This window comes from Bacillus lumedeiriae (genome assembly GCF_044891285.1).
GTDB lineage: Bacteria > Bacillota > Bacilli > Bacillales > Domibacillaceae > Pseudobacillus > Pseudobacillus lumedeiriae.
The window spans coordinates 168,060-184,819 of sequence record NZ_JAUIYO010000002.1; the positions used below are offsets into that span (position 1 = coordinate 168,060).

The 16,760-nt window shown below is 41.9% G+C and carries 17 protein-coding genes and 1 other annotated feature; all 17 genes read left to right on the forward strand.

Annotation, left to right across the window (positions count from 1 at the left end; all coding sequences use genetic code 11):
* Positions 1-7 precede the first annotated feature (7 nt).
* The 17 genes from QYG89_RS04360 (at position 8) to pyrR (ending at position 16,663) form a co-directional block, all read left to right on the forward strand.
* Positions 8-793, forward strand: a complete 786-nt coding sequence (locus tag QYG89_RS04360; RefSeq protein WP_404314957.1) for a cell division protein FtsQ/DivIB — start codon at positions 8-10, stop codon at positions 791-793.
* Between the two features lie 348 nt (positions 794-1,141).
* Positions 1,142-2,431 (forward strand): cell division protein FtsA, encoded by a 1,290-nt coding sequence (gene ftsA / locus QYG89_RS04365; protein WP_404314959.1) that lies wholly within the window; start codon positions 1,142-1,144, stop codon positions 2,429-2,431.
* Positions 2,432-2,471: 40 nt separating this feature from the next.
* Positions 2,472-3,626 (forward strand): cell division protein FtsZ, encoded by a 1,155-nt coding sequence (gene ftsZ / locus QYG89_RS04370; RefSeq protein ID WP_404314961.1) that lies wholly within the window; start codon positions 2,472-2,474, stop codon positions 3,624-3,626.
* 258 nt (positions 3,627-3,884) lie between these two features.
* A complete protein-coding gene (gene spoIIGA, locus QYG89_RS04375; RefSeq protein ID WP_404314963.1) occupies positions 3,885-4,811 on the forward strand; it encodes a sigma-E processing peptidase SpoIIGA in 927 nt (308 codons plus the stop codon).
* Between the two features lie 40 nt (positions 4,812-4,851).
* Positions 4,852-5,571, forward strand: coding sequence for an RNA polymerase sporulation sigma factor SigE (gene sigE, locus QYG89_RS04380; RefSeq protein WP_404314965.1), 720 nt, complete (start codon positions 4,852-4,854; stop codon positions 5,569-5,571).
* Between the two features lie 659 nt (positions 5,572-6,230).
* A complete protein-coding gene (gene sigG, locus QYG89_RS04385) occupies positions 6,231-7,007 on the forward strand; it encodes an RNA polymerase sporulation sigma factor SigG (protein ID WP_404314967.1) in 777 nt (258 codons plus the stop codon).
* A gap of 106 nt (positions 7,008-7,113) precedes the next feature.
* Positions 7,114-7,386: a YlmC/YmxH family sporulation protein gene (locus QYG89_RS04390; RefSeq protein ID WP_404314969.1), complete on the forward strand. Its 273-nt coding sequence runs from the start codon at positions 7,114-7,116 to the stop codon at positions 7,384-7,386.
* 69 nt (positions 7,387-7,455) lie between these two features.
* A complete protein-coding gene (gene pgeF, locus QYG89_RS04395) occupies positions 7,456-8,286 on the forward strand; it encodes a peptidoglycan editing factor PgeF (protein WP_404314971.1) in 831 nt (276 codons plus the stop codon).
* Entirely contained in the window at positions 8,283-8,954 is a 672-nt protein-coding gene (locus QYG89_RS04400) for a YggS family pyridoxal phosphate-dependent enzyme (RefSeq protein WP_404314973.1), read from the forward strand. The genes pgeF and QYG89_RS04400 overlap by 4 nt, the downstream gene beginning before the upstream one ends.
* 17 nt (positions 8,955-8,971) lie before the next feature.
* Positions 8,972-9,406 carry a cell division protein SepF gene (locus QYG89_RS04405; protein WP_404315617.1) on the forward strand — a complete coding sequence of 145 codons (435 nt, stop codon included), beginning with the start codon at positions 8,972-8,974 and terminating at the stop codon, positions 9,404-9,406.
* A gap of 5 nt (positions 9,407-9,411) precedes the next feature.
* Positions 9,412-9,696: a YggT family protein gene (locus QYG89_RS04410; protein ID WP_404314975.1), complete on the forward strand. Its 285-nt coding sequence runs from the start codon at positions 9,412-9,414 to the stop codon at positions 9,694-9,696.
* A 63-nt stretch (positions 9,697-9,759) separates the two neighbouring features.
* On the forward strand, positions 9,760-10,539 hold the full coding sequence (locus QYG89_RS04415; RefSeq protein WP_404314977.1) for a YlmH family RNA-binding protein: 780 nt from the start codon (positions 9,760-9,762) through the stop codon (positions 10,537-10,539).
* A 107-nt stretch (positions 10,540-10,646) separates the two neighbouring features.
* Entirely contained in the window at positions 10,647-11,156 is a 510-nt protein-coding gene (locus tag QYG89_RS04420) for a DivIVA domain-containing protein (RefSeq protein ID WP_404314979.1), read from the forward strand.
* A gap of 56 nt (positions 11,157-11,212) precedes the next feature.
* Positions 11,213-11,436, forward strand: a binding site (T-box leader).
* A gap of 119 nt (positions 11,437-11,555) precedes the next feature.
* On the forward strand, positions 11,556-14,321 hold the full coding sequence (ileS, locus tag QYG89_RS04425) for an isoleucine--tRNA ligase (RefSeq protein WP_404315619.1): 2,766 nt from the start codon (positions 11,556-11,558) through the stop codon (positions 14,319-14,321).
* Between the two features lie 248 nt (positions 14,322-14,569).
* Complete coding sequence (gene lspA, locus QYG89_RS04430) at positions 14,570-15,058, forward strand: signal peptidase II (protein WP_404314981.1); 489 nt, start codon at positions 14,570-14,572, stop codon at positions 15,056-15,058.
* Complete coding sequence (locus tag QYG89_RS04435) at positions 15,030-15,941, forward strand: RluA family pseudouridine synthase (protein WP_404314983.1); 912 nt, start codon at positions 15,030-15,032, stop codon at positions 15,939-15,941. The genes lspA and QYG89_RS04435 overlap by 29 nt, the downstream gene beginning before the upstream one ends.
* A 185-nt stretch (positions 15,942-16,126) precedes the next feature.
* Positions 16,127-16,663, forward strand: a complete 537-nt coding sequence (gene pyrR, locus QYG89_RS04440) for a bifunctional pyr operon transcriptional regulator/uracil phosphoribosyltransferase PyrR (RefSeq protein ID WP_404314985.1) — start codon at positions 16,127-16,129, stop codon at positions 16,661-16,663.
* The last annotated feature ends 97 nt before the right edge of the window (positions 16,664-16,760 follow it).

A 16,760-nucleotide genomic window follows, 5' to 3' on the forward strand; every position in this document is an offset into this window, starting at 1 on the left:
TAAGGATATGGAAAAAGGAAAAATTGTCTCGATTGAAGAGAGAATTCCAAAGCTGAAAAAGTTAAGGAAAAGAAAAACGAACCAGCGGCTTATTTTCATCATTTCCTTGTTTTTCCTAATTGTATTAGCTGTTGTTTATTTTCAATCTCCATTAAGCAAAGTTAAATCTATTGAAGTTGAAGGAAATAAGTTAACTTCAAAAGCCGGAATTATTGCACAAAGCGGCATTGGAAAAGGAGACAGCTTTTGGAAGATAAGTGCAAAACAAGCAGAAAAAAAACTGGAACGTGATCCGAAAATTCATAGAGCTCATGTGTCGCTCGTCTTTCCCAACAAACTGAAAATTTCAATTGAAGAACGACAGAAGCTTGCCTACCTGGCGAAAGGAAAGAAATTTTATCCGGTATTAAACAACGGAACTGTACTGAAAGAAGCAATCGATGAAACACCTGAACAATTGCCGATATTGTATCACTTTAAAGCAGGCGATCAGCTCGATCACATGATGGAAGCGCTGGAAAGTCTTCCGGGTGAAATCATGAATTCTATTTCAGAGATTTACTATGCTCCTAAAAAAACAGATTCCCTCCATATTCAGTTGTTTATGAACGACGGATTTGAAGTTTCTGCTACGCTTAAAACATTTTCTGAGAAAATGGTGTATTACCCCGCTATTGTGAGTCAGCTTGACCCGAATGTCAAAGGGATTATTGACTTAGAGGTAGGTTCCTACTTTAAAGCTTATCACCCTGAAAAAAAAGAAATGAGCGAGGAGCCGATCATCGAGCCGTAAGTATCAATTCCTGCTTTATACGTCAATGTTTTACAAAAAAACAATCGTATTACTTGTGGTTCCCGAGATTGAAATACAACGGGATATTCTTTCAGATAAAATTGGCTTTTCTAGGGTGACAACTTGGTGTAGACTTGTAAATAGCTGTTCCTCGGTTTTTTTTCGGTGCTTTCAACCTTTGGATTTTATTTGTGTAATCTATTAAAAAAGCAAAATAAGAAAAAATATGAAAATTTAAAAGGGAATTATGCTGAAAATGACGAATGTTTTCTGTATAAATAATTCGAATAAGAAGAAAATTGTTGTTCGAGCAATGAGTTTTTTTGAAGTTAAGGGAGGTGCCAAAGAATGAACAGCAATGAAGTATTAGTGAGTCTTGACATCGGTACGTCCGCTATAAAGGTAATAATTGGTGAGATGGTAAATGAAACGTTAAATATTATCGGTGTTGGGAATGTAAAGTCAAAAGGGATTCGAAAAGGTTCCGTTGTGGATATTGATGAAACCGTTCATTCAATAAAAAAGGCAATTGAGCAGGCAGAGAGAATGGTGGGCATAGAAATTAAACAGGTAGTTGTTGGTATTGCCGGTACTCAAGCTATGTTACAGCCATGCAGCGGAGTGGTAGCTGTTTCCAGCGAGAATCGAGAAATCACTGATGTAGACGTAGCGAGAGTAATTGATGCTTCACAAGTGATGTCCATTCCCCCCGACCGAGAAATAATCAATGTGATTCCAAAACAATTTATTGTTGATGGTTTGGATGAAATTACCGATCCACGCGGTATGATCGGTGTCCGTTTAGAAATGGAAGGAATTATCGTTACGGGCTCTAAGACATTTTTACATAATACATTACGTTGTGTAGAGCGGGCTGGGCTTGAAATAATGGATATCGTATTTCAACCGCTGGCAGCGGGAGAAATCGCTTTATCCAAAGATGAACAGAATTTGGGTACAGTTCTTATTGATATTGGAGGAGGGTCCACAACGGTGGCTGCCTTCAGCCAAGGGAACATAAGAGCCACTTTCGTCTTTCCTATCGGCGGTGACCATATTACAAAGGATTTATCTATTGGTTTGCGGACGGCTACAGAAGATGCAGAACAGATCAAGCTGAAACATGGTCATGCCTTTTATGACATGGCCTCTGAAGAAGAAGTTTTTAGCGTGCCTATTATCGGAAGCGATCAACATCAGCAATTTAACCAATTGGAAGTTTCTGATATTATTGAAGCTAGATTAGAAGAAGTATTTGAGATGATTATTGACGAACTGAGACACCAGGGGATTCAGGATGTACCTGGAGGCTTTGTTTTAACAGGGGGGACGTCAGCTCTGCCCGGCATACTTGATTTAGCTCAGGACGTATTTCAAAATCGCGTTCGCGTAGCTATTCCGGATTATATCGGAGTAAGAGAACCGCAATATACAGCCTCGGTTGGTTTAATCAAATATGCGTATAAGAACGCTAAATTGCAAGGCAGAAAAGTAAGCTCTGTACCAGAACCAATTATGGTGCCCGAGCCGCGGCAGCAGGAAGTACTGCCGCCAAAGAAGGTAAAACCTGAGAAGCATCCGGAACAAAAATTGACCTCGAAGGTAAAGAGATTTTTCGGATACTTTTTCGAAGAATAAGTCACCGTAGAGAAATAACGACGAATTAGGAGGATTTGTCATGTTGGAGTTTGATACTAATTTAGATTCATTAGCCACGATAAAAGTTATTGGCGTAGGCGGCGGCGGAAACAATGCTGTGAACCGCATGATTGAACATGGTGTACAAGGTGTGGAATTTATTGCGGTTAATACAGATGCCCAAGCACTTAATCTGTCAAAAGCCGAAGTGAAAATGCAAATCGGTTCCAAACTTACCCGCGGACTGGGGGCAGGAGCAAACCCAGAAGTAGGCAAGAAAGCAGCGGAAGAAAGTAAGGAGCAAATTGAAGAAGCACTGCGCGGGGCGGACATGGTATTCGTTACAGCTGGAATGGGCGGCGGAACAGGAACGGGAGCGGCTCCTGTTATTGCGCAAATTGCAAAAGACCTTGGAGCGTTAACTGTAGGTGTTGTGACTCGTCCATTTACATTTGAAGGACGCAAGCGGGCGACTCAAGCAGCAGGCGGAATCGAAGCAATGAAAGCATCTGTTGATACATTGATTGTCATTCCGAATGACCGCTTGTTAGAAATCGTAGACAAAAGTACACCAATGCTTGAAGCATTCCGTGAGGCAGACAATGTACTTCGACAAGGGGTTCAAGGTATTTCAGACCTTATTGCTGTACCTGGTCTGATTAACCTGGATTTCGCTGATGTAAAAACAATTATGTCCAATAAAGGTTCTGCATTAATGGGAATTGGTGTAGCATCTGGGGAAAATCGTGCGGCGGAAGCAGCAAAAAAAGCGATTTCCAGCCCATTGCTTGAAACTTCTATTGATGGGGCACAAGGTGTATTAATGAATATTACAGGCGGAACAAATCTAAGCCTTTATGAAGTACAAGAAGCGGCGGATATTGTTGCTTCTGCTTCAGATCAGGAAGTAAACATGATCTTTGGTTCTGTTATCAATGAAAACTTAAAAGATGAAATCGTCGTGACGGTAATTGCAACTGGCTTTAAAGAGTCTGTTTTGCAGCAGCCAAAACAGCAGCGTGCTGGATTTGGGCAAATTAAACAGCCAAATCAACCTCAGGCTGCTCCGCCAAAGCGTGAAATGCGACCTGAAGAGCCGGTGCAGCAGGAAATGCCATCAAGACAACCGTCTCAGCCAGTAGAAGAAACCTTGGATATTCCAACGTTCCTTAGAAATAGGAATAGACGCCGATAAGGTGCTGGTTTTGCCATTGATAAGAGGTTGACTCGAATTTTGAGTCAGCCTCTTATTTTATTATAGAACATAAGTTCTTGGTTTGTGAATATCCCCACGTCATTTTACTCTCCTCTTAATCTGACAAAAACCGAAACTTTCCTTTGAAAAATCTTTCATTTCCCTTCTATATTGTGACACACTTCTTTTTTATTGACCGATATACTTTTAATACATGCTCTTATTCTAGATTAATGAAATTGAAAAAGGAGGGTCCATGTGGTTTTATACTTGGATGCATTGTGGCTGTTGAATTTGTTTGCAGACAGCTTGTTGTTGTGGATGACTGCCATCTTTTTGAAAAGATCGGTGAAATGGCACCGTCTTGCTATTGGAGGATTGATCGGTTCTATGAGTATATTGCTGATCATTACCCCTCTTGCTCAAGCAGCAGGTCATCCATTGACTAAAATCATCATATCCACTGTCATGGTCTTCGCCGCATTTGGTTATAAACGATGGAAATACTTTTTTGTTAACTTAATGACTTTTTATTTTTCTACGTTTTTAACTGGCGGGATGCTATTAGGGGCTCATTACTTTATTCAATTTGATATGCAATTAGAATCTGCCTTTTTCATGGCGGGGTTACAAGGGTTTGGTGATCCGATCAGTTGGCTCTTTGTTATGTTTGGACTGCCGATCGCGTCTTATTTTGCCAAAAGCCGGGCTGCTGATTTTCAAACAGCAAAATTGCAGTATGATCAGCTGCTCGATGTAAAGGTAGCAGTGAACGGAGTGGAGTTTATATTGAAAGGGCTTGTAGATACGGGGAATCAGCTGCAGGATCCGATTTCCAAATCACCTGTTATGTTTATTTCTATCGCCGGATTAGAAGAACAACTGCCTGATGAAGTGGTGAAAGCAGCGGATCAGCCGGAAACCTTACTTTTTCAAGACGAGCAGCTGCCACCAGAGTGGATGGAAAAAATGAGATTAATTCCTGCCAAGTCTGTCGGGAAGTCGCACCAATTATTGCCTGCTTTTAAACCAGATTACATGGAAATCAGCAATGGAAAGAACAAAGCGGTCGTTTCGAAGGCTCTCGTCACGTTTACATCTATGAATTTATCGTCTGATGATCAATTCTCATGTATATTGCATCCGAAGATGGTACTGCCTCTATCTTATGAAGAAGTATCGTAGCACTTATGGTATTTATTTTTATTACTGAGGAGGTTGCTTTATGAAAAGTTTACGGTTGAAATTCACTTACTATTGGTACAAGTTGCTCATTAAGTTAAAAATGAAAACCGATGAGATTTATTATATCGGCGGCAGTGAAGCACTGCCGCCGCCATTAACAAGAGATGAAGAAGAAAAATTGTTAGTGAAACTGCCAAAAGGCGATCAGGCAGCCAGAGCTCTGTTGATTGAAAGAAACCTCCGGCTTGTCGTATATATTGCCAGGAAATTTGAGAACACAGGTATCAACATCGAAGATTTAATCAGTATTGGTACAATCGGTTTAATTAAAGCGGTTAATACGTTTAATCCTGAAAAGAAGATTAAGCTGGCTACGTATGCTTCGAGATGTATTGAAAATGAAATTTTAATGTATTTACGCCGCAATAATAAAATTCGTTCAGAGGTGTCATTCGATGAACCGCTGAATGTTGACTGGGATGGCAATGAATTGCTGCTTTCTGATGTACTCGGAACGGACGACGATATTATTACGAGAGATATTGAGGCTGGAGTAGACAGAAGTCTTTTATTTAAAGCGATGGAACACTTATCGCCAAGAGAAAAACAAATTATGGAGCTCCGCTTCGGTTTGAAAGGCGGAGAAGAAAAAACACAAAAGGATGTCGCTGATTTACTTGGCATTTCACAGTCCTATATTTCCAGGCTTGAAAAAAGAATTATTCAGCGCCTGCAAAAAGAATTTAATAAAATGATCTAACCTTCCTGCATTTCCCACGGCTCATTCAGCTTGTAAATATAAGCTGAATGAGCCGTGGGAAATTTTTTGAGAACATTTTTATTATGTAGTATAGGAGCCGATTGGAAAAGTAAAAAAGTTATTCACGAAGCTTAGATGTTGATCATCAATTTAGAGAAGTTATTCATCAATTCCACTAACCTCGCTTCCTCAGAACAACCGTCTCTGTTTTTCTATTGTCCAGCTCCAGCGCCTTGCTCCTCGGGTCAAATAACCTTTTCCTAATGAAGTCAAAGAGCGACTTCCTCGGTAAAAGAACATTTGTCTGTCGGAACAGAACAGTCGCTTCCGCTTTTCTTTGTCCAGCTCCGCCTCCTTGGGGCTCGAGGTCATATGCCAGTCTAACTGCATGGCTGAAAGGCGCCATTTCGTCAGCCTGTCATATGCTTGTCGCCTCAGCACAGTCGTCTCCGCTTTTCTATTGTCTAGCTCCAGCGCCTTGCTCCTCGAGGTCAAATAACCTTCACCCAAGGAAGTCAAAGGGCAGACTTCTTTGTGTGAAGAACATTTGCCTGTCGGAGCAGAACAGTCGCTTCCGCTTTTCTTTGATGCATAGTTTTCTTTTTGCGGGGGGATACTGTTTGTTGTACAGCAGTTCCTGCGAGGAGGGGAATGTCATAATGGCACGTAATAAGGTGGAAATATGTGGTGTAGATACTTCGAAACTGCCGGTATTAAAGAATGAAGAAATGCGTGATTTGTTCTGTCGTCTTCAAGGTGGAGAGTTAAGTGCACGAGAAAAACTTGTGAACGGGAATTTACGGCTTGTCCTTAGTGTGATTCAGCGATTTAATAATCGCGGTGAGTACGTGGATGATTTGTTTCAAGTAGGCTGTATTGGACTGATGAAATCGATTGACAATTTTGATTTAAGTCATAATGTTCGCTTTTCTACATATGCTGTGCCAATGATCATCGGTGAGATTCGGCGGTATTTGCGTGATAACAATCCGATTAGAGTTTCCCGGTCGCTGCGGGACATTGCTTATAAAGCGCTGCAAGTAAGAGAGAGGCTGATCGCAGAAACGTCAAAGGAACCGACAGCTGAAGAGATTAGTAAAGAACTTGATGTACCAAAGGAAGAAATTGTGTTTGCGCTTGATGCGATTCAAGATCCTGTTTCATTGTTTGAACCGATTTATAACGATGGCGGAGATCCGATCTTTGTCATGGATCAACTGAGTGATGACAGCCATAAAGATACGAATTGGATTGAAGAGATTGCGTTGAAAGAAGGATTGAAAAGACTTAACGATCGGGAAAAGATGATTATTCGCAAGCGCTTTTTCCAAGGGAAAACACAAATGGAGGTCGCTGAGGAAATCGGGATTTCGCAAGCGCAGGTATCAAGGCTCGAAAAAGCAGCGATCAAACAAATGAATAAAAACATTAATTAAAAAATGTAAAATGAGACTCTTTTGCTGAAGAAGCTGAAAGAGTCTTATTTTTTTATTTCTGCATATAGTAATATATCGGCAACTAAGAATCAAAGGAGGCACGGCATTGAGTAGAATATCCGACTTTCAGCTGAAAGATATTGTCAATGTAGCCAACGGCAAAAAGCTTGGAAACATCTCTGATATTAATTTAAATTTGACAGCGGGAACGATTGAATCAATTGTTATTAGCCGGTCTGGGAAAATTCTTGGCCTCTTTGGAAAAGAAGAGGAAATTGTCATTCCATGGACACAAATCATTAAGATTGGAGAAGACGTTATATTAGTTCGACATTCTACGCAGCCGCTTGTTTCGGAAAATGGACTAAAAGAGGAATAATCTGTTTTTCAGTGACGTTTCTTGCCTGGTTGTGTTACACTAAAAGAAAATGCTCGGGAGTAGAAAAAAATGACGGAACCCTTTGTTTCTGCACATGATAGTTTTTATATAATAAAGGATTGGCATGAAGCCGTTCCTGGTCTTGTTGCCGGGTTCTCTACTAAAGTCGGAGGAAGCAGCCTCGGACATTTCGACAGCTTAAATACCGGTTTTCATGTAAATGACCGCCTAGAGGATGTATGCGCCAATCGACAGATGATTGGCGGGCTTCTTAGTTTTCCGGCTGAGACATGGATTGGAGCTTGTCAGACACATGGAAACCGTATTGCTGCTGTTAAAAAATCAGATAGCGGCAAAGGAGCTCTATGCTACGATACAAGCTTCGCTGATACGGATGGTTTATATACAGAAGATAAAGGCATCTTGTTAACGCTGTGTTATGCGGATTGTGTACCGCTTTACTTTTTATCTAGACAGCATGAAAGAGTAGGAACAGCCCATGCAGGCTGGAAGGGCACGGTTCTCGGCATTGGTGCGAATATGGTCAGCCAGTGGAAGCAGGAAGGGATTGAGCCGGAGGAAATAGAAGCGGTGATCGGTCCTTCTATTTGCGAGACATGCTACAAAGTGGATCAACGAGTGATTGATGAGGTACGACGCTGGACAGATGGCAGTGCCCTTCCTTACTCGCCTGCTGCAGGAGAATCTGGACAATTTTACTTGTCACTGCAAAAGCTGAATGAATGGATATTAATCAAAGCGGGAATTCCTAAAGAAAATATTCGCTCGACAAAACGATGTACGAGCTGCAGCACTGAGTTTTTTTCTCATCGGCGTGATCATGGAAAAACTGGAAGAATGGTAGGATTCATTGGTTGGAAGGAGAGAGTTTCATCGTGAAAGTAGCAGATAAACTACAAGATATACAGCTGCGGATTGGGGAGGCTTGCGAAATTGCGGGCCGGCATCCAGAGGAAGTAACAATCATTGCGGTAACGAAGTACGTATCTACAGAGAGAGCGCAGGAAGCACTTGAAGCTGGACTCATTCATCTCGGGGAAAACCGGGATGATGGGCTTTTGAATAAATGGGACAAGCTAGAAGGAGAGCCTGTCTGGCATTTTATCGGCAGTCTGCAGACGAGAAAAGTGAAAAGTATTATTGACAAAGTATCGTACATACATTCACTCGATCGGCTTTCACTTGCACAGGAAATTAATAAGCGGGCCGAACGGCCGATTCATTGTTTCATCCAAGTGAATGTGTCAGGAGAGGAATCTAAGCATGGTTTAACACCTGAAGAAGTGATTCCATTCGTGAATCAGCTGGCTGAATACGAGAAAATTATCGTAAGCGGTTTAATGACGATGGCTCCATTTACGGATGATGAACAGGTGCTGCGAGGCTGCTTTAAACAGCTGAAACAGCTTCAAACTGAAGTACAAACTATGAGGCTGTCCTATGCTCCCTGCACTGAATTGTCAATGGGGATGAGCAATGACTATCAAATTGCGATTGAAGAAGGGGCAACGATGGTACGAATTGGCACAGCTCTTGTTGGTGAATAATCCCAGGAGGTGAAATGGTGGGAATCAAGTCTAAGTTCAAAGCTTTCTTTCTTTTAGATGAAGAGGACTATCAGTTGGTGGAAGAAACTGAGACCGATGATGTAGAAAAAGAAAAGAATCCAAAATCATCCAAAAAAAATATAGTCAGTCTGCAAAGTGTACAGAAATCGTCTAAAGTGATTCTGAGTGAACCAAGGGTATTTGCAGAAGCGCAGGAAATTGCTGATCAATTAAAGAATAGACGGGCTGTCATTGTTAATTTGCAGCGGATTCAGCATGATCAAGCAAAGCGGGTGATTGATTTTTTAAGCGGTACGGTTTATGCAATCGGGGGAGAAATTCAACAGCTGGGCCAGAAAATCGTGCTTTGTACGCCGGATAATGTAGAAGTAGATGGAAGCATCACACAATTTATTAAAGAAGACGATATTGATAACACGGGGTGGTCATAAACGATATGTCAATCGTAGTTGGTTTATTAGTTCAGATTATTCAACTTTATTCCTATGCTCTGATCATTTATATTTTAATGTCTTGGTTTCCAAACGCACGTGAAACCTCTATTGGTCAATTTTTTTCCAGAATTTGCGAGCCATATTTGGAACCTTTCAGAAAGATTATTCCTCCGCTCGGCATGATCGATATTTCACCGCTTGTTGCCTTTTTAGTGTTAAAGATGGCTATACAGGGACTGTTTCAGTTAAATAGGTGGGTATCTCAACTAACTATAGGGATCATTTGATTGAAAGAGGAAGCAGCTGCTTCCTTTTTTTACATTTATCGCTTGTTAAGGAAAGGAGGATAAATGGTGTCATCTATTTATCAGCATTTTCGTCCGGAAGAAAAAGAGTTCATCGATCAAGTACTCCAATGGAGAAGAGAGGCGGCTGAAATGTACGTGCCTAAGCTGACGGATTTTCTTGATCCCAGAGAGCAGGAAATTGTTCAATCCGTTGTAGGGACACACAATGACGCAGTTGTTTTCTTCTTTGGGGGAACAGATCCATCAGAAAGGAAAAGAGCCTATATTTGTCCTGACTATTTTGCCCCGAAAGAAAAAGATTTTGATATTGTACTGTATGAACTCAATTACCCTGATAAATTTGTAACCATTACGCATCCACAAGTGCTAGGCAGTTTGATGGGGCTCGGGCTGCGCCGCGGGAAATTTGGTGATATTTTAACGGATGGCCAAGTGATTCAATTTATAGCAGCAAAAGAAGTGAGCAGCTATATCGAATTGAATTTTCATCATGTTGGAAAAGCCGCTGTCACCCTTCGCCAGATAGGCTATGATCAAGCGATTAGACAGGAAGAAGAGTGGAAAGAAGTAAGTGTGACTGTCAGCTCTCTGCGTCTTGATGCGATTATTACTGCATTTACGAAGCAATCCAGACAGAAAGCTCAAGCGGCGATTAAGGGCGGACTTGTGAAAGTGAACTGGAAGCAGCAGGAGAATCCAGCGCTCGAATGTACTGAGGGAGATGTATTGTCCATCAGGGGAGCAGGAAGGGTGAAGATTTCGACGATTGACGGCAAAACGAAGAAAGAAAAATGGCGGATTATATTAGGTGTTATAAAATAAATTCGCAAAATCACAGGAATTTTACCACAAGCTGCTGAAAAACCTTTATAATATTACACAATGGATAAAAAAAATGTCAATGAAAGATTTGCAATGGAGGTGGGCGTATGCCTTTAACGCCGTTAGATATACATAACAAAGAGTTCAGCCGGGGATTTCGCGGATACGACGAAGATGAGGTTAATAACTTTTTAAATCAGATTATTAAAGACTATGAGTTAATTATTCGAGAAAAGAAAGAGCTGGAAGATCAGCTGAACAGCCAAACTGAAAGATTGGGATATTTTTCAAACATCGAGGAAACATTAAATAAATCCATTGTCATTGCTCAAGAAACAGCGGAAGAAGTAAAAAGAAATGCTCATAAAGAAGCGAAGCTCCTCATTCGGGAAGCAGAGAAGAATGCGGATCGTATCGTCAATGAATCGTTATCAAAAGCGAGAAAGATTGCTGTTGAAATTGAAGAGCTGAAAAAGCAATCTAAGGTGTTTCGTACACGTTTTAAAATGTTAATGGAAGCTCAGCTTGATTTACTCAACAATGATGATTGGGATGCGTTAATGGATTTTGAAGTAGATGATGAAGAACTGCAAAAATTAAACGAAGAAGAGTTGTAAGCTTGACGAACAGCCTGACAATTTTTATAATTGAAACATTACAAAAAGCGAATAAAAGAAATGCGATGATAGGGAAAGTACATTTTTATAGCTTTTGAAGCGAGCCGGGGAACGGTGCAAGCCCGGTATAAGCGAAAAATGGAAGATCACCCTGGAGCTCTCTTCTCAAACGAGTGCATCAAGTAGAGAAGAGCGGATCATTCACGATACGAATGCTTAAGTGAACATGTTTATTCATGTTAAACAGGGTGGTACCGCGGGAAACCTTCTCGTCCCTTTTTTAGGGATGAGAAGGTTTTTTTATTTATCTTGTCTTAACTGACAGTCAAGTTTTCACTGATGAAAGCGTCGTTTTATCTAATCGCAAAGCTGCAATTGTAAAAAGGAGGATCAATTATGGTGGAATATAAAGACACATTATTAATGCCTAAAACAGAGTTTCCGATGCGTGGGAATTTACCGAAGCGTGAGCCGGCTATGCAAGAAAAATGGGCTGAAATGGATATTTATGAGAAAGTTCAGGAGCGGACGAAAGGGCGGCCGATGTTTGTGCTGCATGACGGTCCTCCGTATGCGAATGGCGATATTCACATGGGACATGCGCTTAATAAGATTTTAAAGGACTTTATTGTTCGCTACAAGTCAATGAGCGGTTTTCATGCTCCGTATGTACCCGGCTGGGATACGCACGGACTGCCGATTGAGCAGGCGCTGACGAATAAAGGTGTCAAACGAAAAGAAATGACAATTGTCGAGTTTCGCCAGCTGTGTGAACAGTATGCTTATGAGCAAGTGGAAAATCAGAAGGAACAATTTAAGCATTTAGGTGTGCGCGGCGATTGGGATAATCCTTATATTACCCTAAAGCCGGAATACGAAGCGCAGCAAATTAAAGTATTCGGCGAGATGGCGAAGAAAGGCTATATTTATAAGGGCTTGCGCCCAGTTTACTGGTCACCGTCGAGTGAGTCGGCTCTTGCTGAAGCTGAAATCGAGTACCAAGATAAGCGTTCACCGTCTATTTATGTCGCATTTGATGTAAGGGATGGCAAAGGAGTACTTGAAGAAGGTACAAAAATCATTATTTGGACGACGACACCTTGGACGATTCCGGCCAACCTTGGAATTTCGGTTCATCCGGAATTGACATATGCCGTTGTTGAAGCATCCGGGGAAAAGTATGTCGTAGTTCAAGAGTTAGTGGAAGAAACGGCTTCTAAGTTAGAGTGGGAAACAAAAGAGATCGTAAAAACGGTAAAAGGGGCGGATCTTGAGTATGTCGTAGCGAAGCATCCGCTTTATAATCGTGATTCTCTCGTTATGCTTGGAGAACATGTCACAACAGATGCCGGTACAGGATGCGTACATACAGCACCGGGCCACGGGGAAGATGACTTTAACATCGGAAAGAAATACGGTTTAGACGTTCTTTGTCCAGTCAATGACCGCGGAGTACTGACGGCTGAGGCCCCAGGTTTTGAAGGGTTATTTTATGATGAAGCGAATAAGCCGATTACAGAGAAATTGGAAGAAGCGGGTGCACTTTTAAAACTTGAATTCTTCACACACTCTTATCCGCATGATTGGCGTACGAAAAAACCGGTTATTTTCCGGGCGACGGCGCAATGGTTTGCGTCCATTGATAAATTCCGCAGCGAGCTGCTCCAGGCGGTAAAAGAAACAAAATGGGTGCCGGCTTGGGGAGAAACGCGGCTCTTCAACATGGTGCGTGACCGTGGAGACTGGTGTATTTCCCGCCAGCGTGCATGGGGTGTACCAATTCCTGTATTTTATGCGGAAAATAACGAGCCGATTATTACAGATGAAACGATTGCGCACGTGTCAGAATTGTTCCGTGAACACGGTTCGAATATTTGGTTTGAAAGAGAAGCGAAGGATCTTCTGCCAGCCGGCTTTACACATCCGGGCAGTCCGAACGGCCAATTTACGAAAGAAACAGATATTATGGATGTTTGGTTCGATTCTGGTTCTTCTCATCAGGCAGTCCTTGAAGAGCGTGATGATTTACAGCGTCCAGCTGATCTTTATCTTGAAGGTTCGGATCAATACCGCGGCTGGTTTAACTCTTCGTTAACGACGGGCGTAGCGGTTACCGGCAAAGCGCCTTATAAGGGGGTGCTAAGCCATGGTTTTGCCCTCGATGGAGAAGGACGCAAGATGAGTAAATCACTAGGAAACGTCGTCGTCCCATCTAAGGTAATGAAACAGCTTGGTGCTGATATTTTACGCTTATGGGTGGCTTCGGTTGATTTCCAGGCAGACGTTCGTGTATCTGATGCGATTTTAAAACAAGTAGCTGAGGTCTATCGTAAAATTCGAAATACATTCCGTTTCTTACTTGGCAACTTAGCGGATTTCCAGCCAGCAGATGCTGTTGCTTATGAACACCTTCGAGAAGTTGACCAGTTCATGCTAGTAAAATTAAATGAACTGATTAAAGACGTGCACCACCATTATGAAAACTATGAGTTTGCAGCCATTTATCATGCTGTTAATAATTTCTGCACAGTGGATTTAAGTGCCTTCTATCTCGACTTTGCGAAAGATATTTTATACATTGAACCGGAAAGCCACGCGGACCGCCGCGCAATTCAAACGGTTCTGTACGAAACATTGCTTGCTTTAACGAAATTGCTGGCACCAATTTTAGCGCATACGGCTGATGAAGTTTGGGCTTATGTTCCAGGTGCGGCAGAAGAAAGTGTGCAGTTAACAGATATGCCGACATGGAAAGAGTTAGACGGTGCGGCTGAATTGATAGAAAAATGGACAAGATTTATGAATCTTCGTGATGACATTTTAAAAGCACTTGAAGAAGCCCGTAATGAAAAGGTCATCGGGAAATCATTAACAGCGAAAGTGACGTTATACGCGGATGATGAAACGAAAGCCTTGCTTGATTCCATTGATGAAGAAATGAAACAGCTGTTAATCGTTTCAGGGTTTGAACGTGGTGGATCAAAAACGGAAGCACCAGATCATGCTTTGACGTTTGACCATGTGGCTGTTGTCGTTGAAAAAGCGGAGGGTGATACGTGTGAGCGTTGTTGGATTGTTTCTGCCGAAGTGGGAGGAGATCCAGCTCATCCAACACTTTGCCCGCGCTGTGCACAAGTCGTTTCAGATCATTATACTGAGGTATAATGAGATAGATTTTGTGTGATTAGGAGGTTGTCCTGTAAGTGTCTATTCCGATCACTATGCCGTTTGGAATAATGATCGGGAGCATGTATACACGCGCAGGACAGCTTTTTTAATGGATTGGCTATGTTAAATTGTTGACTTTCCTCTTTTGTTGATTAGAGAGGAAAGTGAGTGCTCCCGAGGAAATCAACAGGGGAGCTGACAAAGCCAATGGATTAAACAAGACGTGCAGGAATGGAGGAAACCCCTTGTACTATTTGTTAGCACTGTTGGTGATCTTATTAGATCAGTGGACAAAGTGGCTGATCGTTAAAAGTATGGAAATTGGGGAAAGTATAGAAGTAATCAAAAACTTTTTTTACATCACTTCCCATCGTAATCGGGGCGCTGCCTGGGGAATGCTTGAAGGGCAATTCTGGCTTTTTTATATGATTACGATCGTTGTTGTGGCTGGAATTGTGTATTATATGCAAACAGAAGCGAAAAACAAGCCGTTGATGAAAAGCGCTCTCGGCTTTTTGCTTGGAGGCGCGATAGGAAACTTTATTGACCGTGTCTTCCGAAAAGAAGTCGTCGATTTTTTCAATACGTATATTTTCGGCTATGACTTCCCGATTTTTAACATTGCTGATGCTGCTCTGACGATCGGAGTCATTTTGTTAATTATTGCGATGTTGATTGAAGACAGGAAAGAAAAGAGGAATTTGAATGGAAAGCATGGAGCATATCGTTCGTGAAGAGGAAAACAACGTCAGGATAGACAAAGTAGCAGCGGAATTAAATGAAGAGTGGTCACGGACACAGGTGCAGGAGTGGATCAAAGCGGGATTGGTGAAAGTGAATGGCAAACCGGTCAAATCCAATTATAAGTGTCTTTCTGGTGATCAGCTGTTCATAGAAATTCCAGACCCTGAGCCGCTTGACATTGAAGCGGAAGATTTACAGCTTGATATTTATTATGAAGATAAAGACGTACTCGTTGTAAATAAACCGCGGGGAATGGTCGTTCATCCGGCACCGGGGCATTTATCCGGTACACTAGTTAATGGATTGATGGCTCATTGTAAAGATTTATCAGGCATTAACGGCGTGATGCGCCCGGGCATTGTTCACCGTATTGATAAAGATACGTCGGGATTATTAATGGTAGCAAAAAATGACATGGCTCATGAAAAACTTGTGCAGCAGCTTGTAGATAAATCGGTCACACGCAAATATAAAGCGATTGTCCACGGCATCATTTCCCATGACCATGGTACGATTGACGCGCCGATTGGACGCGATCAGAAAGAGCGTCAAAGCATGGCGGTTGTAGACGGCGGGAAACATGCTGTTACCCATTTCCAGGTTATTGAACGATTTAAAGATTTCACGTTTGTTGAGTGTGAGCTTGAAACAGGCAGAACTCACCAAATTAGAGTGCATATGAAGTATATTGGTTATCCGCTGGCGGGTGACCCAAAATACGGACCGAAGAAAACACTTGATATTGATGGCCAGGCACTGCATGCAGGTGTGCTCGGTTTTGTGCATCCGCGTACAGATGAATATATGGAATTTGAAGCACCGCTTCCAGAAGAATTCACTCAACTATTAAAGTTATTGTCGAAAAGTAATTGACAATCTGTAGAGTCTGCAGTAAACTGTAATCAGTTGAATAAGACCTTTAAATACAGTCCCGTGAGGCTGGAAAGGTATCGGATTATATTCAGGGAAAAGACTGTTTCTTTTTTCTGTATATAGGTATACCTATCCCCTCGCCCACGCGGCGGGGGGCTTTTTTTATAGTAAAAAGGGGTGATCGAATGGAAAAGGCAATAGTCATGGATGAGCAGGCGATCCGCCGGGCATTGACAAGAATCGCTCACGAAATACTTGAAAAGAATAAAGGTGTTGAACACTGCGTACTCGTCGGAATCAAAACAAGAGGAATTTATTTGGCGAAACGTTTGGCAGAACGTATTAAACAAATAGAAGGACAAGATATACCAGTCGGTGATCTTGATATAACGCTATATAGGGATGATTTATCCGTCAAAACAGCAAATAATGATCCGGAAGTAAAGGGTTCAGATATTCCGGTGGGTGTAACAAATAAAATTGTTATCCTTGTCGATGATGTGCTGTATACGGGCAGAACAGTTAGAGCCGCGCTGGATGCGCTTATGGACATCGGCCGTCCTTCTCATATTCAAATGGCTGCATTAGTTGACCGAGGTCACCGGGAGCTGCCGATTCGGGGCGACTATATTGGGAAAAACATTCCTTCGTCCAGCAGTGAGCGAATTGTTGTTTCCTTAGAGGAAGTAGATGGGATCGATCAGGTAACTATTCATGAATAAAAGAACATTCTTAGATGTCGCCGAGAGCGCAAAGAATAGCCATAGCATGAATGCACATAATATACATGTACGATTTATAAATATGCATAATTTCATA

Excerpts from the sequence above, each read along its gene's own strand:
- pyrR (WP_404314985.1), top strand. The coding sequence starts at position 16,127 with ATGGAAAAGGCAATAGTCATGGATGAGCAGGCGATCCGCCGGGCATTG.
- QYG89_RS04415 (WP_404314977.1), top strand. The coding sequence starts at position 9,760 with ATGGTGTCATCTATTTATCAGCATTTTCGTCCGGAAGAAAAAGAGTTC.
- ftsA (WP_404314959.1), top strand. The coding sequence starts at position 1,142 with ATGAACAGCAATGAAGTATTAGTGAGTCTTGACATCGGTACGTCCGCT.
- sigE (WP_404314965.1), top strand. The coding sequence starts at position 4,852 with ATGAAAAGTTTACGGTTGAAATTCACTTACTATTGGTACAAGTTGCTC.
- QYG89_RS04420 (WP_404314979.1), top strand. The coding sequence starts at position 10,647 with ATGCCTTTAACGCCGTTAGATATACATAACAAAGAGTTCAGCCGGGGA.
- QYG89_RS04435 (WP_404314983.1), top strand. The coding sequence starts at position 15,030 with ATGGAAAGCATGGAGCATATCGTTCGTGAAGAGGAAAACAACGTCAGG.
- ftsZ (WP_404314961.1), top strand. The coding sequence starts at position 2,472 with ATGTTGGAGTTTGATACTAATTTAGATTCATTAGCCACGATAAAAGTT.
- QYG89_RS04360 (WP_404314957.1), top strand. The coding sequence starts at position 8 with ATGGAAAAAGGAAAAATTGTCTCGATTGAAGAGAGAATTCCAAAGCTG.
- QYG89_RS04410 (WP_404314975.1), top strand. The coding sequence starts at position 9,412 with ATGTCAATCGTAGTTGGTTTATTAGTTCAGATTATTCAACTTTATTCC.
- pgeF (WP_404314971.1), top strand. The coding sequence starts at position 7,456 with ATGACGGAACCCTTTGTTTCTGCACATGATAGTTTTTATATAATAAAG.
- sigG (WP_404314967.1), top strand. The coding sequence starts at position 6,231 with ATGGCACGTAATAAGGTGGAAATATGTGGTGTAGATACTTCGAAACTG.